Source organism: Conchiformibius kuhniae DSM 17694 (assembly GCF_000428785.1).
Taxonomy (GTDB): domain Bacteria; phylum Pseudomonadota; class Gammaproteobacteria; order Burkholderiales; family Neisseriaceae; genus Conchiformibius; species Conchiformibius kuhniae.
The window spans coordinates 287,912-308,204 of record NZ_AUAP01000002.1; the positions used below are offsets into that span (position 1 = coordinate 287,912).

23 protein-coding genes and 2 tRNA genes are annotated in these 20,293 nt (G+C 57.0%); 5 read left to right on the forward strand and 20 right to left on the reverse strand.

Features of this window, described 5'->3' with window-relative positions; translation table 11 throughout:
* Positions 1–221 precede the first annotated feature (221 nt).
* The gene (locus G392_RS0103710; RefSeq protein WP_051255553.1) at positions 222–743 is read left to right on the forward strand and encodes a PqiC family protein; all 522 of its coding nucleotides are present in this window, start codon (positions 222–224) and stop codon (positions 741–743) included.
* Positions 744–827: 84 nt separating this feature from the next.
* On the opposite strand, the gene G392_RS13230 is transcribed toward G392_RS0103710, so the two are convergent.
* Genes G392_RS13230 through G392_RS12045 form a run of 4 tightly spaced genes read right to left on the reverse strand, consistent with a single transcriptional unit; the run spans position 828 to position 3,119 of the window.
* Positions 828–1,481: a nucleoside/nucleotide kinase family protein gene (locus tag G392_RS13230; protein WP_084165909.1), complete on the reverse strand. Its 654-nt coding sequence runs from the start codon at positions 1,479–1,481 to the stop codon at positions 828–830.
* The gene (locus G392_RS0103720) at positions 1,482–1,994 is read right to left on the reverse strand and encodes a GreA/GreB family elongation factor (RefSeq protein WP_027009143.1); all 513 of its coding nucleotides are present in this window, start codon (positions 1,992–1,994) and stop codon (positions 1,482–1,484) included.
* Entirely contained in the window at positions 1,991–2,473 is a 483-nt protein-coding gene (locus G392_RS0103725; RefSeq protein WP_027009144.1) for a hypothetical protein, read from the reverse strand. Before G392_RS0103725 ends, G392_RS0103720 begins: the two co-directional genes overlap by 4 nt.
* Positions 2,466–3,119 carry a hypothetical protein gene (locus G392_RS12045; RefSeq protein ID WP_051255554.1) on the reverse strand — a complete coding sequence of 218 codons (654 nt, stop codon included), beginning with the start codon at positions 3,117–3,119 and terminating at the stop codon, positions 2,466–2,468. The genes G392_RS0103725 and G392_RS12045 overlap by 8 nt, the downstream gene beginning before the upstream one ends.
* A gap of 371 nt (positions 3,120–3,490) precedes the next feature.
* On the opposite strand from G392_RS12045, the gene G392_RS0103735 reads away from it, so the two are divergent.
* On the forward strand, positions 3,491–4,267 hold the full coding sequence (locus tag G392_RS0103735; protein WP_027009145.1) for a transferrin-binding protein-like solute binding protein: 777 nt from the start codon (positions 3,491–3,493) through the stop codon (positions 4,265–4,267).
* A gap of 172 nt (positions 4,268–4,439) precedes the next feature.
* On the opposite strand, the gene maiA is transcribed toward G392_RS0103735, so the two are convergent.
* The 6 genes from maiA to hppD form a co-directional block, all read right to left on the reverse strand.
* Complete coding sequence (gene maiA, locus G392_RS0103740) at positions 4,440–5,081, reverse strand: maleylacetoacetate isomerase (RefSeq protein WP_027009146.1); 642 nt, start codon at positions 5,079–5,081, stop codon at positions 4,440–4,442.
* Complete coding sequence (nhaC, locus tag G392_RS0103745) at positions 5,078–6,475, reverse strand: Na+/H+ antiporter NhaC (RefSeq protein ID WP_027009147.1); 1,398 nt, start codon at positions 6,473–6,475, stop codon at positions 5,078–5,080. Before nhaC ends, maiA begins: the two co-directional genes overlap by 4 nt.
* A gap of 61 nt (positions 6,476–6,536) precedes the next feature.
* Positions 6,537–7,535, reverse strand: coding sequence for a fumarylacetoacetate hydrolase family protein (locus G392_RS0103750; protein ID WP_027009148.1), 999 nt, complete (start codon positions 7,533–7,535; stop codon positions 6,537–6,539).
* 76 nt (positions 7,536–7,611) lie between these two features.
* Positions 7,612–8,157 carry a VOC family protein gene (locus tag G392_RS0103755; RefSeq protein ID WP_027009149.1) on the reverse strand — a complete coding sequence of 182 codons (546 nt, stop codon included), beginning with the start codon at positions 8,155–8,157 and terminating at the stop codon, positions 7,612–7,614.
* A gap of 28 nt (positions 8,158–8,185) precedes the next feature.
* Positions 8,186–9,499, reverse strand: a complete 1,314-nt coding sequence (locus tag G392_RS0103760) for an MFS transporter (protein WP_027009150.1) — start codon at positions 9,497–9,499, stop codon at positions 8,186–8,188.
* Between the two features lie 48 nt (positions 9,500–9,547).
* Positions 9,548–10,630 carry a 4-hydroxyphenylpyruvate dioxygenase gene (gene hppD, locus G392_RS0103765; protein ID WP_027009151.1) on the reverse strand — a complete coding sequence of 361 codons (1,083 nt, stop codon included), beginning with the start codon at positions 10,628–10,630 and terminating at the stop codon, positions 9,548–9,550.
* A gap of 127 nt (positions 10,631–10,757) precedes the next feature.
* On the opposite strand from hppD, the gene G392_RS0103770 reads away from it, so the two are divergent.
* The 3 genes from G392_RS0103770 (at position 10,758) to G392_RS0103780 (ending at position 12,510) form a co-directional block, all read left to right on the forward strand.
* Positions 10,758–11,669 (forward strand): LysR family transcriptional regulator, encoded by a 912-nt coding sequence (locus tag G392_RS0103770; RefSeq protein WP_027009152.1) that lies wholly within the window; start codon positions 10,758–10,760, stop codon positions 11,667–11,669.
* Positions 11,670–11,829: 160 nt separating this feature from the next.
* A complete protein-coding gene (locus G392_RS0103775; protein ID WP_027009153.1) occupies positions 11,830–12,255 on the forward strand; it encodes a hypothetical protein in 426 nt (141 codons plus the stop codon).
* Between the two features lie 6 nt (positions 12,256–12,261).
* The gene (locus tag G392_RS0103780; RefSeq protein WP_027009154.1) at positions 12,262–12,510 is read left to right on the forward strand and encodes a hypothetical protein; all 249 of its coding nucleotides are present in this window, start codon (positions 12,262–12,264) and stop codon (positions 12,508–12,510) included.
* Positions 12,511–12,613: 103 nt separating this feature from the next.
* Here G392_RS0103780 and obgE read toward each other — a convergent pair whose 3' ends face one another.
* From obgE to G392_RS0103830, 10 genes are all read right to left on the reverse strand, one after another.
* On the reverse strand, positions 12,614–13,753 hold the full coding sequence (gene obgE, locus G392_RS0103785; protein ID WP_027009155.1) for a GTPase ObgE: 1,140 nt from the start codon (positions 13,751–13,753) through the stop codon (positions 12,614–12,616).
* A gap of 23 nt (positions 13,754–13,776) precedes the next feature.
* Positions 13,777–14,046 (reverse strand): hypothetical protein, encoded by a 270-nt coding sequence (locus G392_RS0103790; protein ID WP_084165911.1) that lies wholly within the window; start codon positions 14,044–14,046, stop codon positions 13,777–13,779.
* A 208-nt stretch (positions 14,047–14,254) separates the two neighbouring features.
* Positions 14,255–15,004 carry an ABC transporter permease gene (locus G392_RS0103795; RefSeq protein WP_027009157.1) on the reverse strand — a complete coding sequence of 250 codons (750 nt, stop codon included), beginning with the start codon at positions 15,002–15,004 and terminating at the stop codon, positions 14,255–14,257.
* A gap of 204 nt (positions 15,005–15,208) precedes the next feature.
* Entirely contained in the window at positions 15,209–16,375 is a 1,167-nt protein-coding gene (locus G392_RS0103800) for an ABC transporter substrate-binding protein (protein ID WP_027009158.1), read from the reverse strand.
* A 21-nt stretch (positions 16,376–16,396) separates the two neighbouring features.
* Complete coding sequence (locus G392_RS0103805) at positions 16,397–17,299, reverse strand: ADP-ribosylglycohydrolase family protein (RefSeq protein WP_027009159.1); 903 nt, start codon at positions 17,297–17,299, stop codon at positions 16,397–16,399.
* The gene (locus tag G392_RS0103810; protein ID WP_027009160.1) at positions 17,299–18,096 is read right to left on the reverse strand and encodes an ABC transporter ATP-binding protein; all 798 of its coding nucleotides are present in this window, start codon (positions 18,094–18,096) and stop codon (positions 17,299–17,301) included. Before G392_RS0103810 ends, G392_RS0103805 begins: the two co-directional genes overlap by 1 nt.
* A gap of 123 nt (positions 18,097–18,219) precedes the next feature.
* Positions 18,220–19,320 (reverse strand): acyl-CoA dehydrogenase family protein, encoded by a 1,101-nt coding sequence (locus tag G392_RS0103815; RefSeq protein WP_027009161.1) that lies wholly within the window; start codon positions 19,318–19,320, stop codon positions 18,220–18,222.
* Positions 19,321–19,426: 106 nt separating this feature from the next.
* Complete coding sequence (locus tag G392_RS0103820) at positions 19,427–19,975, reverse strand: carboxymuconolactone decarboxylase family protein (RefSeq protein ID WP_027009162.1); 549 nt, start codon at positions 19,973–19,975, stop codon at positions 19,427–19,429.
* A gap of 156 nt (positions 19,976–20,131) precedes the next feature.
* Positions 20,132–20,207, reverse strand: a tRNA-Ala gene (locus G392_RS0103825).
* 8 nt (positions 20,208–20,215) lie between these two features.
* A tRNA-Met gene (locus G392_RS0103830) sits at positions 20,216–20,292 on the reverse strand.
* Position 20,293: the final 1 nt, after the last annotated feature.

The following is a 20,293-nucleotide window of genomic DNA, read 5'->3' on the forward strand; positions in this document are numbered from 1 at the left end:
AAAAAAATCCGTCATTCCCGCGAATGCGGGAATCCAAGTCAAAGCACAACAAACCTTGATAAAAACATCGCTTGCCAAGCATCGGGCAGTGGATTCCCGCCTACGCGGGAATGACGGTACAGAGTTTTTTCAGTCAGATGACAAAACACACGCTACCATTTTTGTATTGTTCAACCATTGCCCGAAGATGGCGGGCAAAAGTGATTTTTTGAAAGCCCGTGATGATGTTGCGAACTTTTTTTGCCGTTTCCCTTGCCGCGCTGCTCGCCGCTTGCGGCAGCACCGCGCCCACCCGTTACTACCGGCTTCCCGACAGCACCGTGCGCCTGCCCGCACACGGCGGCACGGCGGTGAAAGTGGAATTGGCGGAAGCACTGCGCGGACGCGGGCTGATGTACCAAATGGACGAACACACCGTGCATTTCGCGCAAAAAAACCTGTGGGCGGAACCTTTGTCCGACAGCGCGGCAACGGCGTTGGCAAACAAACTCAACCGTTTGGGCGGCGGGCATTATCTGCCGCAGCAGCACGCGGACGGAAAACAGCCTGTTTTAAAAGTGTATTTTGACCGTTTTCAAGGGCGTTTTGACGGACGTGCCGAAATCGGCGGTTACGCGCAATACGCGGACGGCAGCCGCCGCAATTTCCGTGCATTTGCCGTGCAGCAGGGGGACGGGCATGAAGCGATGGTGGCGGCGTTGGACGCGGCTTTGGACGAGGCAGTGCGGCAGATTGCGCCCTAAATCAGTATAATATAAAAAACGCCGTCATGCCCGCACAGGTGGGAATGACGGCGCAATGATTTTCGAATCAATTGATGATGCGCCCTAAATGCCAACTTCAACGCAACCGGATGAGGTCGATTGCGTTGATGCCAAAATATGCACAACCATGTCGGCAAGCTGCTGTCCAGTTTCATCACGGCTGTGATGGGTGCAGTCCAAAACCTGCCATTGGGGCTTGTCGGATTGTGTTGTCAAATAATGCCGCAATTGGCAGTAATTGCTGCGTATTTGTCTGATGGATGCCAGATTTTCCTCATCGGTACCATAGCACCTGTTTCTGCTGTGATACCTGCGCAACAACTCCTCATCAGATACATCCAATTGAATTACCCAATCGGGCATGGGGATCAGATATTCGGATTGACGGACATGCTTTATCCGCCGTTCTTTGTCTGCATCCTGATGCCATCGTATTGCCAAACTGGTAATGATGCTGCGGTCGCCCAAAATCAGTGGTGCATGCCGGTTGATTTTTGACGCATGGTAATTGGAACGTGCCGCATACAGGGCTTCGCGAAATGCGTCTTCGCTGCCAAAATGGGCGTACGCCCGTTCCCACCAAACATCATCGGGCATCGGTCGGGTAGGGGCGAGTATGGCGGGCGTGATTCGGCGTTGCTTCAAAACAGCAGAAACATATTCGATTGCCGTTGTTTTGCCCGCACCTTTTAAACCTTCAAGCGCAATGTAAACCATTTAGTTTGAATGAATGCTTGGTTTGTTTTTGGATAATGCGGTGATTTCGATTTCCCATGTTTGATTGCCTAAAGACAGCTCCTCAGACAGGTCGCCTGTTTTTAAGCCCATGATGGCTTTTGCCAAAGGAGCGTTATAAGCAATTTGCCGGCAATCGGCATCGGTTTCGTCAAAACCGACAATTTCCCATTGTTCGTCAATGCGCTCATTGCCACGAACGTTCCATCTGCTGATGGAAACCCACGAACCGATGGCAACCTCTCCAACAGGTCTTGCGCCTTCTGTAATGACGACCAAACGTGCTTGTGCCAAGCGGTCGGTCAATTCTTTAATCGTATGATTCAAGCTGGCTTCCATTTGTTGTTGGCGGTTAAATTCGGGATTATCGTGCCAACCGTCTCCGGAAAGCTCGAAAGCCGCTTGTCTGGCTGCCCGTACTTGGTCGTATTCTTCCTGTTTTTTCTGCAAAAGGCTTTGTAATCGTTTGAAGCCGTTTTCGGTCAGATAAATCATATTGTTTTGTTTCCTGTGGTTTGTGGATGGTAAAGGGTTGCATCAAGCAGTAGTTGGCAGTCGTCTGCATCAGAAGAGGAAAAAACCGATAACAAACGGTGCAAACACAAGCAAGCAGGTTGATGTTCCTGCGGGTCGGTGTGGTTGGTGGCAAGGGGTGTTTTTTTCAGCCGGTGTCTGTATTGCACGGTATGCCGCACGGAGGCGCAAGCATCGTATTGCGTGCATATCGCAATCAGCGTTTGGTGTGGTTGGTATGAGGTCAGCACATAACCTTGAGCCAGCAATTGCAAACTGACATGACGGAACAAACGGTCATATAAGTTCAAAAAACACAATGCGGGATTTTGCGGGCATTGTTGCCGTAATCTCGACAAACTTTGTTGTTCCCGAGCAGTTTCGCGGCATGCCTGTTCCGGAGGGCATTTTTGAATGTGCCGGCTTTGCTCGAGATTGCGTAATAAATTTTGCTTAAGCATGATGCGTGTGAACATGGGATAAAAAACGCTGCAAATAAAGCGCCAATTCCGGTGCAGACAAATAAGTAGGCACAATTTCGGGGGATTTTCCGTTCGGAAACAGACGGTTGTGCTTTCTGACCGGCACGGTACACATGATGGTGGCAACCATATTGCCTGATGTTTTGTTGATTCGGTGCAATTGGTTGCAAGGCATCGTATAGCTTTCGCCTGCGTGGTGTGTGATGTCTTGTTGTTTGAACAATTGTGTTTGACCAAGATTTTTAATGGTGGGCGGGCTGTTTGGGGTTTTGGCAAGATAGCGGTATTCGTCAAACATTTGCACGGCATGCGGGCAGGGCGTGTCGTGCTTGACATCTTGCCAAAGCTCGGTTTTCAGTGCGCCGTACAAGATGTGGGAAGCAAAGTGCCAACAGTGATTGTGAATGTTTTCTTCACATATGGCGTTGGGAAACCAAATGTGCAATCTTAATTTGTAGCAGCGATGTTCCAAAAGAACAATTTTGAGAAAGCCGTTGCCGTGAAAGTAAGAACGTGCGGCAAGGGCATTCAGCAGACTTGAGGACGGGAGAATATCGGTTTGGATAATGGTTTGTATGTTGGGAAGCGTACAATAAGTTTGCAGCAGATGTGCCAATTGGGTCAAATCGATGTTATCGGTATGGCGGTTATGGAAAAATTGATTGAAAACAATTCCCAGACGGTAGACGGTAGACGGTAGACGGTAGACGGTAGACGGGACAGCATGATATTTTTATATAAAAATATGGAATTTTGATTTTATATTATGTGCATTTTTTTGTCAATTTATTGGTTTTTAACGGGGCGGCAGACCGAATAAAGGCTTTACAGCGTGATGAAAATGCGATAACATTGTCTTTCACGGTGCTTGCGCTATGTAAGCATTTGTGTTGTCAAGATTTTCAACCATCAGGAGCGTAGCGATGAAACGCCAATCCAATCCAATCCAATCCAATCCAATCCAATCCAATCCTGACCGCCATTGCGGCTGCATTTTTGCTTGCCGCATGTAGTTCGGGCAGCAGCAGTAGCGGCAACCATACTTCCCGCGCCCCCAATGTACACGGCGGCGGTTCGGGTGCATCGTCATCGGCGACATCGGGCAATGCCGTTGTGCGCGATGAAAACAAGCCTTTGGCACAAACTGCGGGGCATTATGTCGGTTTTGAGTCGAAAAACAAGCAACTTCAAACATATTGGGGCAAAATCGGCACCACCGACAAGCCGTTTGAAGTCGCCCGCATCAACGGGCAAGAGATACAATTGGTTACGAAAGCACAGCCAGATGATGACGGGGATTTCTACCGTTGGTGGGAAGGCAATCCGCATCACGGTGGTTGGATTGCCAATATCAGTAAGCATTTGGAACATGCCCGCTATGGTCGTGTGAGCAAAATGCCGGGTTTGGACGATAATAAGGCTTATTTTTTTGCACAAGGCAATGTCAGCACTTCGCTGCCCACTACGCGCGACAACTTGACTTATCGCGGGCGCGGGCTGATGTTTAACTTTGGTGGTGGAAATAAAAAAGTCGATGCCGATTCGGAGTTTACTGTGAATTTCTTTAATAAAACGGTGAACGGTACGCTGTCGGGCGCGAACACGGTGAGATTTTCCGCAGACATTCAAGGCAGCCATTTCAGCAGCAAAGACAAAAGTGCTGTTGAGGTCAAAGGCGCGTTTTACGGCGCGGACGCTGCGGAAATGGCGGGTGTGTTCCGCGATACCGGACAAAACATCGGCGGGGCGTTCGGCGCGAAAAAGCAGCAGTAAATTGATGGTTTTTTGATGAATTCAGCCCGAAACGGTTGTTGCCGTTTCGGGCTGTTTTGCTTTTCACTGCAAAAACGCGGCGCCGTTATTCCTGCGAATGCGGGAATCCGAGTCCAAGCACGCCCAGCATCGGGCAGTGGATTCACGCATTCACGGGAATGAATGACACGCTTTAAGCGGCATCGGGCTGGTGTTCGGGTGCGGCATCGGCAAAGGCGGGCAAGCGCGCGCATTCGGCATCGATGCGGACGATGGCCGGGTATGCCGACAAGTCGCAGCCGAAGCGGCGGGCGTTGTACACCTGCGGCACCAAGCAGCAGTCTGCCAGTGTGGGGGTGTCGCCATGGCAAAAACGCCCCGTGTGCGGCGATTGCAGCATTTGCTCGAGTGCGGCGAAGCCTTCGCCAATCCAATGCGCGTACCAAGCGTTTTTTCGGGCATCGTCCGCGCCGAAGTGTGCCGCCAGATACTGCATCACGCGCAAGTTGTTGAGCGGGTGGATGTCGCAGGCAATCAGTTGCGACAGGGCGCGTACCCGTGCCCGTTCGGGCGCGGCGGCGGGCAGCAGTGGCGGTTGTGGGCGGGTTTCTTCCAAATACTCGATGATGGCGAGCGATTGGGTGAGGGTGCAGGTGCCGTCCGTCAGGGCGGGAACGAGCTTTTGCGGATTGACGGCGGCGTAGTCGGGGTGTTTCTGCTCGCCGCCGCCGCGCAGCAGATGCACGAACGCGGCATCGTGGGGCAGGTTTTTCAGGTTTAGGGCGATGCGGACGCGGTAGGCGGCGGAGCTGCGGAAATAGGTGTACAGCTTCATTGCGGTTCCTTGTTGTCGGGCATTTTGCTGATGGTCAGTCCGGTAAAGCCGTAAACCAGTGTCAGCAGCAGGCTGAGGTAGCAGAAAAAGGCATACGGTACGTAGTCAAGCACGGCAACACCCAAAATGCCCGGCAAGAATGCGCCGTACACGCTCCACGGCACGAGCGGGTTGATGACGGTGCCGGAGTCTTCGATGGTGCGGGCAAGGTTGCGCGGGTGCAGCTTGAGTTTGTCGTAAAGCGGCTTGAAGGTGTTGCCGGTCAGCAGCAGGCTCAAATACTGTTCGCCAATCAATACGTTGATGCCAAACGCGGTGGCGGCGGCGGTGGCGGTGGCGCGTCCGGCATTGGTGAGCAGGTGGGCGATGCCCGCCAGCAGCGCGGGCAGAATGCCCAAGCCGTGCAGCAGTCCGCCCAAGCTCAATGCCAAAATCACGATGGTTTGGGTGAAAAACATGCTTTCCATGCCGCCGCGTGAAACCAATTTGCCCACCGCGCCCAAGTCCACGCCTTCGGGCAATTTGTAGCCGCCGAAAAACCAGCCGCCCACCTGTGCCAAAGACGGGCTGCTGTGCAGATAGGTTACCGCCACGGCGGCGGCGATGGTGGCGATGATGGTGTACACCGCATTTACTTTGCGTACCGCCAATACCAGCAGCAGCACGAAGGGAATCAGCGCGTAGCCGTGTACCAAGCCGCTATCGAGCAGCTTTTGGCGCATGGCGGCGATGTCTGCCAAATCCGCATTCGCCACATTGCCCGTCAGCAGCCACAGCAGCAGCGCGGTGAGCAGCCATGCGGGCACGGTGGTGTACATCATGTTGCGGATGTGTTCGAACAGGTCGATGCCGACAATGGAAGCGGCAATGCCTGTCGTGTCCGACAGGGGCGACATTTTGTCGCCGAACAATGCGCCCGACACCACCGCGCCCGCCACAATCGCCGGATTGGCGTCAAAGGCTTCCGCCATGCCCATAAACGCCACACCCGCCGTGGCGCAGGTGGTGAAACCGCTTCCCAGCGAAATGCCGATGACCGAACACAGCACAAATGCCGACAAATAAAAAAATTGCGGTGAAATCAGCCCGAAGCCGTAATACATCAGCGTGGGAATCGCCCCCGACATCATCAGTGCCGCCACCAGCAGCCCGATAAAGAAAAACAGGTAAATCGCGCCGATGCCCGACACCACACCGTTTGCCATCGCCGTTTGCATGGCTTGGAAGGGCTGTTTGCGCCAACGTCCGTACACCAGCAGGGCGCACATCACCAAAATAATCGACAAATGCGGCACCCAGCCCAAGCCAATCATGGTGATGCCCATGACCGCGACAATCAGACCGGCAACCGGCACGGCTTCACGCGGCTTCATTTGCAACAAGGTTTCGTTCATGGTGTGTTCTCCTGTTTGGATAAGGGGCGTGCCATCATATCACGATGCACGCCCGTGTGTGTTATTGCGTATTGACGCGGTTGATGATGGTTCCGAACAGATTGTTGCCCGCTTCATCGCGCATTTCGATGGAAACGGTATCGCCGTGCTGCAAAAACGGCGTTTGCGGCGCACCGGTTTCGATGGTTTCGTACATCCGCACTTCCGCCAAACAGCAATAGCCTGCCCCGCCGTTTGCCACCGAAGAGCCGTACAGGCTGTCTTGCTTGTTCGATACCGTACCCGAGCCGACAATCGTGCCGGCGGCGGCATCGCGGGTTTTGCAAACGTGGGCGAGCAAACGGGCAAAATCAAAAGTCATGTCCTGCCCCGCGTTCGGGTTGCCGAACAGTTTGCCGTTGAGGCTGACGCGCAGGGGCAGATGCACTTTGTTGTCGCGCCACGCGCTGCCCAGCTCATCGGGGGTAAGGGCAACGGGGCTGAACGCGCTGGCGGGCTTGCTTTGGAAAAAGCCGAAGCCTTTTGCCAGCTCGGCGGGAATCAGATTGCGTAAGGAGACGTCATTAACCAGCATAATCAGCCTGATGGCGCTTGCTGCCTGTTCGGGGGTCGCGCCCTGTTTCAGGTCGCTGCTGATAACGGCGACTTCGGCTTCAAAATCGATGCCCCATTCGGTTTGTGCCAAGATGTCGTCGCGGGGGCCGATGAAGCTGTCGGAGCCACCCTGATACATCAGGGGGTCATCGTAAAAGGAGGCGGGTACTTCGGCGTTGCGGGCTTTGCGTACCAGCTCGACGTGGTTCAGGTAGGCAGAGCCGTCTGCCCATTGGTAGGCGCGGGGAAGGGGGGAGTGGCACTGTGCGGGGTCGAAGGGGCTGCCGTGCGCGGGGTCGGCGTTCAAGCGTTCGTAGCAGGTTTGCAAAACGGGGGCGCAGTGTTCCCAGTCGTCCAAAGCGGCTTGCAGGGTGGTGATGTCGGGCAGGGTGTAGCGGGTAAGGTCGCGGCTGACCACGGCGAGCCGTCCGTCCCGTCCGCCTTGTTTGAGGGTGGCAAGTTTCATCGAAATTCCTTTTGCGGCGGTAAAATAAGCGGTGATTCGGGCGGGGGCGTGCCCCGTCCGAATCCGTTTGGGTGCGTTACACTTCGGGCGGTTCGGTGCCGTCGTGTACCCAACGGGCGTGTTGCGGGGCGCGTTTGGTTTGCGCCCATTCGTTGAGCATGTCCCATTTTACGGCATCGAGGGCGCGTTGCATTTTTTCGGTGGTGATGTCGCATGCCAGCTCGATGCGGTGTCCGCTCGGGTCGAAAAAGTAGATGGAGTGGAACAGGGTGTGGTTGACCGGCCCGATGACGCTGATGCCGGCGTTTTCCAGCCGTTGTTTGGTGGCGTGCAGGGTGTCCATGTCGGCGACTTTGAAGGCGATGTGCTGCGTCCATACGGGTGTGTTGGGGTCGCGCCCCATTTCGGGCTTGGTCGGCAGCTCGAAAAACGCCAGAATGTTGCCGCCGCCCGCGTCCAAAAAGATGTGCATGTAGGGGTCGGGCTCGCCGGTGGAAGGCACTTTGTCTTCGCCGATGGCAAGCACAAAGCCCATGTCCAGATGTTTTTGGTACCACTCGACCGTTTCTTTGGCGTCTTTGCAACGGTAGGCAACGTGGTGTACGCCTTGTGTCAGACTCATAATCAAGCTCCTGTTGTTGTGTGGAAAATCAGTGTTTGGCAATGCCGAGCATGTGCTGCAGCAGCAGAATGCCGATGATGACGAGGGAGGGCAGGGCAACGAAGTAAAACAGTTGCTGCATGCTCAAGTTGCCGCTTTGCATCAGCCAGCCGCCCAATACGGGCCCGATGACCGAGCCGATGCGTCCGATGCCCAAGCTCCAGCCCACGCCTGTGGTGCGGTATTCGGTGGGGTAGTAATCCGCCGCCATGGCGTTGATGGCGGGTTGTCCGCCGATGACGGTGAAGCCGATGACGAAGACGACGGCAAAAAATACCGCCATCGGGCCGTTCATGCCGCCGAGCAGGGCAATCGCGCCCGCCGCCACCGCAAAGCACGGCACCAATATCCGGTGAAAGCCGTTTTTGTCGATGGCGCGTCCCATCAGCACGGTGCCGAAGGTGCCGCCCAGTTGCAAGGTTGCGCCCACCAATACCGCCGTTTGCAGGGACATGCCGGTTTGTTTGGCGAGGGTGGGCAGCCAGTTGGACAGGAAGTACAGCCCAATCATGTTCATCAGGCTGATGACCCAAATGGTGAGGGTGAATGCGCCGCGCCCGTTTTGAAACAGGGCTTTGACGGGCGTGCCGCCTTGTGCGGGCGGGGTGCGGAAGGTGTCGGGCAGGGCTTGGGCGGGATAAAATCCGTCCAGCAGACGGCGGATGCGCGGGTCTTGCGGGTTTTTCAGTGCCAGATATTGCAGGGATTCGGGCATGTGGCGGTACATCACCCCCAGCAGCAGCAGGGGCAGCACGCCGCCGAGCCAAAACACCGATTGCCAGCCGAAACGCGGTATCAGCACCGCCGCCAGAAAGCCGCCGAGCATCGCCCCGACCGTAAAGCCGCAGGAAATCAGCATCATGACGGAGATGCGTTGTTTTTTGGGGGTGATTTCGCCGCACAGTGCCATGGCGTTGGGCATAATCGCGCCCAAGCCCAAGCCGGTGATGAAGCGCAATACCAGCAGTTGTCCGACATTTTGCACCAAGGCGGTCGCCATCATGCACACGGCAAAAAACAGGGTGCTCCACAGCAGGACGGGACGGCGTCCGAAGCGGTCGGAAAAGTAGCCGCATACCAGCGAACCTGCCAACAGTCCGCCCAAGCCCGAGCCGAATACCGCGCCCAATTCGGCTTTTTCAATTTGCCAATCCTGCAAAATCGCCGGTGCGGCGTAGCTGACCGACTGTACGTCAAAGCCGTCCAGCACCATCAAAATCCCGCATATGGTCAAAATCAGGTATTGGCGTTTGCCCAAGGGGCGTTCGTCAATGATGTCGGAAAGGTAGGGTGCTTGCGCCATGATGGTGTGTCCTGTCGGGCGGCGGGACGGTGCGTCCCGCTTGTGTGTTTATGCCGCAGCCAATGCGCCGCGCCGGATTTGGTCGCGCTCGAGTGATTCGAACAGGGCTTTGAAGTTGCCTTCGCCGAAGCCGTCTTTGTAGTCGCCTTTGCGTTGGATAAATTCAAAGAATACGGGCCCCAAGACGGTTTGCGAGAAAATCTGCAACAGCAGGCGCGGTTCGCCGCCTTCGGTGGTGCCGTCCAGCAAGATGCCCCGCGATTGCAGTTGGGCAACGGGTTCGCCGTGTCCGGGCAGGCGTTCTTCGAGCATTTCGTAGTAGGTGTCTTTCGGGGCGGTCATCAGGGGAATGCCGGCGGCGCGGAGCCGGTCGATGGTGGCGGGCAAGTCGTCGCTGAGCAGGGCGATGTGCTGAATGCCTTCGCCGCCGAACTGCATCAGGTATTCTTCGATTTGTCCGCCGCCTTGTTTGGCTTCTTCGTTGAGGGGGATGCGGATTAAGCCGTCCGGTGCGGTCATGGCGCGGCTGGTGAGCCCCGTGTATTCGCCTTTGATGTCGAAATAGCGGATTTCTTTGAAGTTGAACAATTTTTCGTAAAACCCCGCCCAGTAGTCCATGCGTCCGCGATAGACGTTGTGGGTGAGGTGGTCGACCACTTTCAGACCGAAGCCTTCGGGGCGGCGTTCGACATCGGGCAGAAATTCAAAATCGATGTCGTAGATGGATTTGCCGTCTTCAAAGCGGTCAATCAGATACAGGGGGGCGCCGCCGATGCCTTTGATGGCGGGCAGGCGCAGTTCCATCACGGAAGTGGGCATTTCCATCGGTTGTGCGCCCAGTGTGAGGGCGCGGGCGTAGGCTTGGTGGGCATCGCGCACGCGGAACGCCATGCCGCAGGCGGCGGCGCCGTGTTCGGCGGCGAAATAGGCGGCGTGGCTGCGCGGTTCGCGGTTGACGATGAAATTGATGTCGCCCTGACGGTAGAGCAGGACGTCTTTGGAGCGATGTACCGCCACCAAGGTAAAGCCCATTTTTTCAAACAGGGGCTCCAAAACATTCGGCTCGGGTGAGGCAAATTCGACAAATTCGAATCCGCACAAGCCCATCGGGTTTTCAAACAAATCGGCCATCGAAGTCTCCGTGTGGTTGGTCGGGTGGAAAAATCCTGTGTTCAAGATGGTAAAGGAGGGGCTATTTGTGAGACAATCAGTTTTTTATGATTGATTTATCTGATTAGCCGATAAATGGGGGCGGTTTGTGAACATTACCCTGCGCCAGTTGAAGGCGTTTATCACCGTTGCCGACTGCGGCAGCTTTACCCGTGCTGCGGATACTTTGTGTTTGACCCAATCGGCGTTGAGCGGGCTGATTAAGGAGCTGGAACACAATTTGGGGGTGCGCCTGTTTGACCGTACCACGCGCCAATTGCATTTGTCGGCGGCGGGCGAGGTGCTGCTGCCGCAGGCGCAACGGATTTTGCACGAGCTGGACATGCTGGATTTGGAGCTGCACAATTTGAAAAGCCGTTATCAGGGGCAGGTGAAAATCGCGGTGTCGCAGCAGTTGGCGGCTTCGGCGCTGCCCGATTTGCTGGCGGCATTCCGCAGCCGTTGCCCCGACATCCGTGTGAATCTGCTCGATTGCGATGTGGAGCAGGTGTTGCGGCGGGTGCAGGGCAATGAGGCGGATTTCGGCATCGGGCCCGAGCGCACGCACGGCAGCGATACGGAGTCGGAGCATTTGTTTGCGCTGCCGTTTTATTTGGTGCTGCCGCCGAGCCACCCTTTGGCAAGACGGCGCAAGGTGTGTTGGCACGATTTGGCGGGGCAGACGCTGATTGCGCTGAACAGTCCGTTTACCGACCGTTTGGCTTCGGCGCTGCCCGAGCAGGCGGCGCAAATCGTGCGCCACCCCGCTTACCGCGTGAATTTTTTGTCCACTGCTTTGGGCATGGTGCGGGCGGGCTTGGGGGTGAGTTTTTGCATGCCGTACGCGGCAGATTGGGTGCGCCGGCACGGTTTGACGATGAAGCCGCTTTACAAGCCGCAGGTGGAGCGCAGTTTTTATCTGTACCGCCGCCGCCACCGTTCGTTTTCTGTTGCCGCCGATGCGCTGTATCGCTTCATTCGCGCCTATATTGCCGAAAAAACGGGCGCAACGCCGTTGTGAAATCGGGGTATGCCCCTATCCGTGCTTGAAAAACGCGCCTTTGTCCCCATTTTGCGGATTCCGCACACACAATCACCACCGGAAGGACGGATTCGCGATGACATTTGATTTTGCATGGAAACAAGAACCGCAAGGCACTTTGCCGGAGGGCGGCTGACACATGGGTTTGCGACACGACTGGCGGCGCACCAAAACCCTGTTGGCGCACGGCGGGGAATTGTTGTTGCTGCGTTTGCAATTGTTGCGTTTGGACATGGGCGTGCAGTTGGCGCAGGCGGCGAAAATCGCCGCGCTGGTGTTGGCGGCGGCGCTGTTGCTGATGCTGGCACTGGTGTCGGTGTTGGTGGTGGCGTATGTGTTGCTGCCGCCGCAGGCGAAGGCGTGGGTGTTTGGCGGGATTGCGCTGTTTGCCGCATTGGCGGCGGGGCTGGTGTTGCGCCGTGTCCCCGTTTTGTGGCGGCAGTGTCGGGCGCAAACCGCGCACACGCTTGCCGCCATGCGCGATGATTTTCACCTGCTGCAACGGCATCTGCGCCCCGACAGCCACGATGTTGAAATTTTACCGCCCGAACAACACAAGGATTAGCCAACGATGAACCGTCAAGACCTTGAAGCGCGGTGCAGCCAATTGCGCCGCCGCATTGATACCGTTCCGCCACCGCCGCCGCAGTCTGACAATACGCTGCAACGGGCAGCGCGGTTGGCACGGCTGGCGCAACGTGCCGCCGCCGTGCGCCGTTCGCCCCTGAACCGCGCCTTGTCCGCGCTGCCCACGCAACGGAAACAGCGCATCGCCCTGACTTTGCTGCTGCTGGTGTGGCAGATGGCAAGGCGCAAATAAACCGCGCCCTGTTCCCGTGCGCTTGGGGGCGGGTCATCAATTGACGGAAAAAACACCACACCGTCATTTCCGTGCAGACGGGAATGACGGTGTGTTTGTATGGTTATGCTGCTGCCTGCAAAACAGATGTGTCGGTATCGCTGGCGGCGGGCGGCGGCGTTGCGGCGGCGGCGTCAAGCGCGGCGCGGCGTTTTACTTCGTCCAGATAACGGCTGATGCAATGCACCAATTCCTGCGTTCCCTGATGGCTCAAGGCGCTGATTTCAAACAGGCGCGGCGTATCCATATCAAAATCAAAACGGTCGTCCGCTTCGGGAAACGTCCAACCTGTTGCCGCCAAAAAACGGGCTTTGCGTTCGGCGGCTTCGGCTTCGCTCAACATATCCAATTTGTTCAACACCAGCCAGCGCGGTTTGCCGCCCAATTCCTCGCTGTATTTTTCCAACTCCGCCACAATCGCCAACGCATCGGCGGCGGGGTCGGCATTGTCGTCAAACGGTGCCAAATCAACCACATGAAGCAGCAAGCCCGTGCGCGACAAATGGCGCAGGAAACGGTGTCCCAAGCCCGCGCCCTCCGCCGCGCCTTCAATCAAACCCGGAATATCCGCCATCACAAAGCTGCGGTTGTCGTCCAAGCGCACCACGCCCAAATTCGGATGCAAGGTGGTAAACGGATAATCCGCCACTTTCGGGCGGGCGGCGGACACGGCACGAATCAGGGTAGATTTGCCCGCATTCGGCATGCCGAGCAAGCCCACGTCCGCCAACACTTTCAATTCCAACAACAGGGTACGCGCTTCGCCCTCTTCTCCCGGCGTGGCTTGTTTGGGGGCGCGGTTTACCGATGATTTGAAATGGATATTGCCCATGCCGCCGCGTCCGCCGCGCGCCAAACACACGCGCTGGCCGTGTGCGGTCAAATCGGCAACGGTTTCGCCGGTGTCGGCATCGCGTATCAGCGTGCCGACCGGCATTTTCAATTCAATATCGTCCGCGCCCGCGCCGTAGCGGTCGGAACCGTGTCCTTTTTCGCCGTTTTTCGCCTGATAGCGTTTGACGAAACGGTATTCCACCAAAGTGTTGACGTTTTCATCGGCAACCGCATACACGCTGCCGCCGCGCCCGCCGTCGCCGCCGTCCGGCCCGCCGCGCGGAACGAATTTTTCGCGGCGGAAGCTCACTGCGCCGTTGCCGCCGCGCCCGCCCGCCACGTCTATTTTGGCCTCGTCAATAAATTTCATCATTATTTCCTGTTTTTTGATTTTTATGATTTTAATATCAGATACAGCAGCCACAGTAGCGCCCACACGCTTGCCAGTATCCACAATATCAGGGCGCACAGGCGTATCTGTTCCGGATTGTCGGCTTGCCCCCAAAAGTCGCACAGCCACGCTGCCATTTTGGATGCTGCCAAGATTTGTGCGCCGCCCCATGAGATGACCCATTTGAAAAACAGTGAGGCGAGCAGGTATGCCGCTATGGTTGTTGCCGCGCCGTCTTGCGTCAGGGCAAGCAGAATGTTGGCTCTTTGCATGGTCGTGGTGCCGTGTCTGTGGTAAAGCGGCTATTATATTTGATGTGGTTTGTTTTTCATATATTCGCGGGAATCCAAGTCCAAGCACGACAAACCTTGATAAAACATGGCTTGACCAGCATCGGGAGGTGGATTCCCGCATTTGCGGGAATGACGGATTTTTTGTATTGCACTGATTTTCAGTAGAAAATTTAAATGATGACACGCCCTAGCCGTGCCGCCACCATCTCCCCAACGCCCGTGCCGCCGCGTCCAAGCCCCAGCCGATGATGCCAATCAGCACAATCGCCGCCATCAGCTCCGAATACGCCAAACGGTCGCGCGTATCCAAAATAAAGTAGCCCAAGCCCTCGTTTACGCCCAGCATCTCGCACGGTACCAGCACCACCCACACAATGCCAATCGCCAGCCGCAGCCCGTTCAGAATATCGCCCACCACCGCAGGCAGCATGATTTTCAACAGCATTTCCGATTTCGTTGCCGACAGCGAACGCCCCAATTCCAGCCATTGCGCGTTGATGTGGCGCACGCCCGAAGCCGTGTTCAGCATCAACGGCCACACCGCCGCAAACGCCAACAGAAAATACACGGGCGCATCGCCGATACCGAACAGCATCACCGCCACCGGCATCCACGACAAAGGCGAAATCATGCGTAAAAACTGAAACGGCGGATTGAGCGTCTGCTCCGCGCGCGGCGACAAACCCAGCGCGAAACCGAGCGGCACGCCCGCCGCCAGTGCGCACAGCAGCCCCACTGCCACCCTTTGCAAACTCGCCCAAATATGCGGCCACAAAGTGCCGTCTGCAATCAGAGTGTTCAGGCTGCCCAGTGCGGCGGCGGGCGCAAGCAGATTGGCGAGCGGCAGGGTTTGCGCCAGCAGCCACGCGCCCAGTTGCCACGCCGCCAACAGCAGCAGCAAACCCGCGCCACCGTGCAGATAATGTTTGGATTTCATCATGATGGTTCTCTCTTGAGTGGTTTCAGGCAGCTTGGCGCGTGCGGTGATGGAACGGACAAGCCACTGCACCGTCATTCCCGCGCAGGCGGGAATCCGGTTTTGATTTTTGCCAATGTTTTCCCGATGTTTGTCGGGTTGTCATTTGGATTCCCGCCTGCGCGGGAATGACGGCATATTTTTTGTATTACGTTGATTTTCAGATTACAAAGCAAACGTTTCCTGCCGCGTAAACGCGTCCAGCCCGAAAGTCCGCATCAAACCGTGCTGTTGCAAAGCCTGTTCCACAAAACGGCTGTCAAACAATTCTTTCGCGGCTTCGGCGGGATTCAGTTCCTGCAAAAAGGTGTTCACGCCCGCCAAATGGGTTTCTTTCAGCAGTTGAATCAGCAATTCGCTGTAAGACGGAAACGGATAAGGCTGAAAATCAATGCGTTGCTGCTGCCAATTGCGGTGGCGTATTGCGCCGTCCCGCTCGTATTTCGCCCACACCACAGGTTCGGGCTGCAACACGGCGCGTAACACTTCGGCATCGTGCGGGGTGTATTTTTGCATGCCCTGTTTCGCCAGCAGCGCGGCGGCTTCGGCGCGGTGGGTTTTCGTCCACGCGGCTGCCTGAACCAAGCAATCTATCACGCGCTGCACCCATTCGGGGCGGTTTCGGATATTGTGTTCGTGCATCATCGTCAGGCAGCAGGCGTGTTCGCGCCAGATGTCGCCGCTAAAACGCAGGATTTTGCCCACGCCTTTGGCTTCCGCCAGCGCGTTAAACGGTTCGGCAACGATAAAGCCGGCAATCGTCCCCGCCGCCAACGCCGCCACCATGTCCGAAGGCGGCATCACGGTCAAACGCACTTCGCCCGCCTGCGGATTTTTTTCCACCACGCGCAAACCCGCCTGCCGCAACATTTGTTGGACAATCACATTATGAATGGCATACCAAAACGGTATGGCAACGGTTTGCCCCTGCAAATCGCGCACATCGCGCACGTCGGGACGGACGGTGAGGGCGGAACCGCAGGTGTGGTTCCACATCAGGGCGCGGACGGGGGCGCGGCTGCCGTAACGCATCCACACGCTCATCGGCGACAAAACGTGTATCAAATTAACTTGTCCGCTCAAAAATGCTTCCACCAAGCCCGCCCACGAGCGGAACAAAATAGGTTTGACCGTTGCCACGCCCGCCCGTTCAAACAAGCCCAAGCCGTGCGCCACCAAAAGCGGGGCGGCATCGAGAATGGGCAGGTAGCCGATGGTAAGCGGGGCATCGGGCGCGGCGGCGGCGCGGCGCGAACAGGCTTGCAGCAGGGGCAGGGCGGTGCTTGCGCCGAACAGGGCGGAGAGTTTTAAAAAATCGCGGCGGGTGTGCATGGGCGGGCTTTCGGGAAAATTTCAGGCAGTGTGGCGGTTGATAAGTTGAACGGCAAAACGGGCAATGTCGTCGCGGCGGTACAAATCATTCAACCAGCTTGCGGGAATGTTGTGCATGCCGTAAAACGCGCCCGCCAGTTGTCCGCAGATGGCGGCGGCGGTGTCGGCATCGTCGCCCAAATTGGCGGCTGCCAGCACTGCGCTGCGAAAATCGTGGCTGTGCCAAAACGCCCACAATGCCGCTTCCAAACTTTCCACCACATAGCCCGATGCTTTGATGTCGTCTGCGGTTTTGGTGCGGAAACTGCCGCGCACGACGGCTGCCAAATCGTCGGGCAGGGTGTCGGTGTATTCAAAATCAAATAATTGTACTTTGTTGCAACCGTGCAGGGCGCGTTGCAACACGCAGGCAAAATAACGGCAGGCGTGGACGCATTCGGGCGAGGCGTGGGTGGTGCGCGAACTGCGTTCGGCATAATCCGCCAAATCGGGGTGGTCGTGGTAAAACAGGACGACGGGCGCCAAACGCATCAGCGAGCCGTTGCCGGAATGACGGCTGTCGCGGCTGCCCGCATCGGGCTTGCCCGATTGTTTGAACGCCAGCAGTGCGGCAAGGGTTTGTTTGCCGATGCCGAAGGCTTTGTTTTTGCTGGAATGGTGTCCTTCCTGCGCCCAACGGCAATAGCGTGTCATTTGGTCTGCGGCATCAAAGCCCCGACAAAACAACAGGCTTTCCGCCAAACACAATGCCATTGAGGTGTCGTCCGTCCATTGCCCGCGCTGCAAGCGGAACACGCCGCCGCCCCTCATATCGTTTAAGGGCGTAAAACGGTGGCGCGGGTAGAATTCCACCGCCGCGCCGACGGCATCGCCGCAAGCCAAGCCGAGCAATGCGCCTTGTGCGCGGTCGGGCAGGGCATTCATTAAATCACAAACTCCACCGTCTGCGTTTGCGCGGTATATTGCTGCGCCAAATACAAGGCCTGCAAAATCTCGCCGCGCATCGCGTTCATTTCCAATAATTTGTTATGGCGCGGAAATTCGGCTTGCGGCTGCCATTGCCCCAAAATCCGTCCGGGCATGCGCCCCACCAAAACAATGCGGTCGGCAACCAGCAAGGCTTCGTCAATATCGTGGGTAACCATCACGGCGGCGGTTTGGTGGTGGCTGACGATTTGGCGCAGCATATCCTGCATTTGCATTCGGATGACCGCGTCCAGCGCGGAAAACGGCTCGTCCAGCAGCAGCACCTGCGGACGGCGCACCAACGCCCGCGCCAACGCCGCACGTTGTGCCATGCCGCCGGAAAGCTCGGCGGGAAATTTGTCGGCGGCGTGTGCCAGCCCGACTTCGTGCAGCGCGGTTTTCACGCGCTCCGCCGCTTCGTCTTTGCCGATATGCGGCTGTTTTTTAAAGTCCAAACCAAAGGACACATTGTCGCGCACGTTCAGCCAGGGCAGCAGCGCGGCGGTTTGGAACATCAGCCCCACGCGCGGGTGCGGACGGGTGAGCGCATCGCCGAACAGCGACACTTCGCCCTGAAGCGGACGGTTCAGCCCCGCCAGCACGCGCAGCAGCGAGGATTTGCCCACGCCGCTCGGCCCGAGCAGGCAGACCAATTCGCCCGCGCCGATGTCCAGCGAGAAATCGCGCAAAATGGTTTTGGTGTGGGCGGCTTCGCGGTAGCCGAGCGACAGGGTGCGGACGGATAGGACGGTCATGTTGTTTTCATTAACAGCAGAAGTAGGTTGGGTTGAAAACCCAACATTAAATTTTGATTTCACAGAAATGGTTGGGTTTGCGCTGCGCTCCAACCCAAGCTACGTTGGTTTGAGTTTTCGGTTTTAAATAGAAAACTCGCCGATAAATTCCAACTCGCTGATTTCTTTTTTCAAATGTTTGATTGACGGCGTTACGATGGCGACAAACATCGCTTCGCGGCGGCGGCGTTGCACGGGGCTGCCCATCAGATAGCCTTTCGCGCCCGCGTGCAGCGCGGCGGATTCGGCAGCCGCCAAACACAATTCCGATGCGCCCAAACGGGTTTGCAAGGTTTCCAACAAATTGGCTTCGCCGCGCCACGCCGCGTCCGCCAGCGCCAGCGTTTTCGCGGCGAGCGCGTCCAAACGGGTTTGCAATTCGTCCGCGCCGTTGTCCAAGTAAAAATTCAGCTCGCCGCCGCCCACGTCCGCCAAACGGATGTCGTTCAGGCAGCCGTCAATAATGCCCGCGCCGATGCCGATTTGCAGCAGGATAAAGCCCGCTTTGATGGATTTTATATAATCGTCAAACTGTTGCGGTGTTGCCAACACGTCTTCCTGCGGCACGAACACATTGTCAAACTTCAGCGCGAAGGTGCGCGTGCCTTCCAAAGCGCAAAATTCGGGGCAGGGCTTGAGCGACACGCCTTCGCGCTGTGCGCCGGTGATGAACATCACATAGCCGTCGGCGGTTTGCGCGGTGTTCGCCCAAATGTGGCTGTCGCCGAGATTGGACACCCACGGCAACACGCCGTTTACGCGCCAGCCGCCGTCCACCGCTTCGGCTTGCAGATTGTGGGCTTCAATGTCCGCCAAGTGTTTGACGGTGTTGGACATACCCGTTCCCGCCAATACTTTGCCGCGCAACACGTCTGCCAAATAGCGTTGGCGCACGGGCGCGTTCGGCGTTTGGTGCAGATACCACGCGCAGGCTGCCTGACACCACACCGAAAACGCGGTCGCGCCGCAGGTTTTGCCGATTTCGCGAATCACGCCGATTTGCGCCGCCAAGCCCAAGCCGTTGCCGCCTTCGTCCGCCGTGCCGACACAGGCATAGCCGCCCGCCGCGCCCAGTTCGCGCATAAAGGTTTCGGGATACAGCCCTTCGCGGTCAATGCGTTCGGCGAGCGGGGCGAGGGTGTCGCGCACGAGGGCGGCAACGGCTTGGTTCAGGGTGTGGGGCATGGCGGCGTTCCTTTTTCCTTGAAAATGCAGGGTGCGCCGTGCGCACCGCATCGGGTTGGGAAATGTGTGTGTTTGGGGAAACGGTGCGCGGGGCGCACCCTACGCATCAAGCAAAGGCTTGCAATTCGGGATTGATTTCGGTTTGCGCCAAATTATTGGTGTAATTGCACAAAGTTGCCAATGCCACGCCCAAAACCACTTCCACCGCCTGCTGCTGGCTGTAACCCGCGTCAAAAAACGCCTGCAAAGCGGCATCGGACACCGCGCCCTTGTCGGCAATCACGGCAACGGTAAATTCCGCCAACGCGGACAATTTGGCATCGTCAAACGCCGATGCGTCCACCGCGCGGGAAGCATTGATGTTTTGTTCCGACAACAGTTTTTTCAAAGTTGCCAATTTGGTGTGTCCCGCCACGCAAAAGGCGCAGGCATTGCGTTTGGCGGCAATGATTTGCACTACTTCGCGCTCGCCCGCGCTCAAGCTGGTGTTGCCGTTGAGTTTGCCCACTTCCTGATAAAACGCCAAGGCTTCGGGCGAGTTGGCGAGTACGCCGATGAGGTTGGGCAGAAAGCCGTTGGCCTGTTGCGCGGCTTCCACGCGGGCGCGGGCGGCTTCGGGGGCGGTTTGGGCGGTGTGGACGGTCAGACGTGCCATGTGCTGTTTTCCTGTGGAGATGATGAAAAACGCGATGCTACGGCAAACGGCGCGGCGGCGGAAAGATTTTGTGCGGATATGGAATAGAAGCAAAGGTTATAACAGCTTTGCAAGCAAGAAAAAACCGCACCAATCAAACGGGTGCGGTTTTGGGTTTGGTGGAGGTAAGCGGAATCGAACCGCTGACCTCTTGCATGCCATGCAAGCGCTCTACCAACTGAGCTATACCCCCAAGCGTGATGGTGGCGAATCAGGGACTCGAACCCCGGACACAAGGATTATGATTCCTCTGCTCTAACCGACTGAGCTAATTCGCCG

Bases quoted from the DNA above. Each gene is read 5' to 3' on its own strand.
- G392_RS0103710 (WP_051255553.1), top strand. From the start codon at position 222: ATGATGTTGCGAACTTTTTTTGCCGTTTCCCTTGCCGCGCTGCTCGCC.
- G392_RS13230 (WP_084165909.1), bottom strand. From the start codon at position 1,481: ATGGTTTACATTGCGCTTGAAGGTTTAAAAGGTGCGGGCAAAACAACG.
- G392_RS0103720 (WP_027009143.1), bottom strand. From the start codon at position 1,994: ATGATTTATCTGACCGAAAACGGCTTCAAACGATTACAAAGCCTTTTG.
- G392_RS0103725 (WP_027009144.1), bottom strand. From the start codon at position 2,473: ATGCTTAAGCAAAATTTATTACGCAATCTCGAGCAAAGCCGGCACATT.
- maiA (WP_027009146.1), bottom strand. From the start codon at position 5,081: ATGAAGCTGTACACCTATTTCCGCAGCTCCGCCGCCTACCGCGTCCGC.
- nhaC (WP_027009147.1), bottom strand. From the start codon at position 6,475: ATGAACGAAACCTTGTTGCAAATGAAGCCGCGTGAAGCCGTGCCGGTT.
- G392_RS0103750 (WP_027009148.1), bottom strand. From the start codon at position 7,535: ATGAAACTTGCCACCCTCAAACAAGGCGGACGGGACGGACGGCTCGCC.
- G392_RS0103755 (WP_027009149.1), bottom strand. From the start codon at position 8,157: ATGAGTCTGACACAAGGCGTACACCACGTTGCCTACCGTTGCAAAGAC.
- G392_RS0103760 (WP_027009150.1), bottom strand. From the start codon at position 9,499: ATGGCGCAAGCACCCTACCTTTCCGACATCATTGACGAACGCCCCTTG.
- hppD (WP_027009151.1), bottom strand. From the start codon at position 10,630: ATGGCCGATTTGTTTGAAAACCCGATGGGCTTGTGCGGATTCGAATTT.
- G392_RS0103775 (WP_027009153.1), top strand. From the start codon at position 11,830: ATGGGTTTGCGACACGACTGGCGGCGCACCAAAACCCTGTTGGCGCAC.
- G392_RS0103780 (WP_027009154.1), top strand. From the start codon at position 12,262: ATGAACCGTCAAGACCTTGAAGCGCGGTGCAGCCAATTGCGCCGCCGC.
- obgE (WP_027009155.1), bottom strand. From the start codon at position 13,753: ATGAAATTTATTGACGAGGCCAAAATAGACGTGGCGGGCGGGCGCGGC.
- G392_RS0103790 (WP_084165911.1), bottom strand. From the start codon at position 14,046: ATGCAAAGAGCCAACATTCTGCTTGCCCTGACGCAAGACGGCGCGGCA.
- G392_RS0103795 (WP_027009157.1), bottom strand. From the start codon at position 15,004: ATGAAATCCAAACATTATCTGCACGGTGGCGCGGGTTTGCTGCTGCTG.
- G392_RS0103800 (WP_027009158.1), bottom strand. From the start codon at position 16,375: ATGCACACCCGCCGCGATTTTTTAAAACTCTCCGCCCTGTTCGGCGCA.
- G392_RS0103805 (WP_027009159.1), bottom strand. From the start codon at position 17,299: ATGAATGCCCTGCCCGACCGCGCACAAGGCGCATTGCTCGGCTTGGCT.
- G392_RS0103810 (WP_027009160.1), bottom strand. From the start codon at position 18,096: ATGACCGTCCTATCCGTCCGCACCCTGTCGCTCGGCTACCGCGAAGCC.
- G392_RS0103815 (WP_027009161.1), bottom strand. From the start codon at position 19,320: ATGCCCCACACCCTGAACCAAGCCGTTGCCGCCCTCGTGCGCGACACC.
- G392_RS0103820 (WP_027009162.1), bottom strand. From the start codon at position 19,975: ATGGCACGTCTGACCGTCCACACCGCCCAAACCGCCCCCGAAGCCGCC.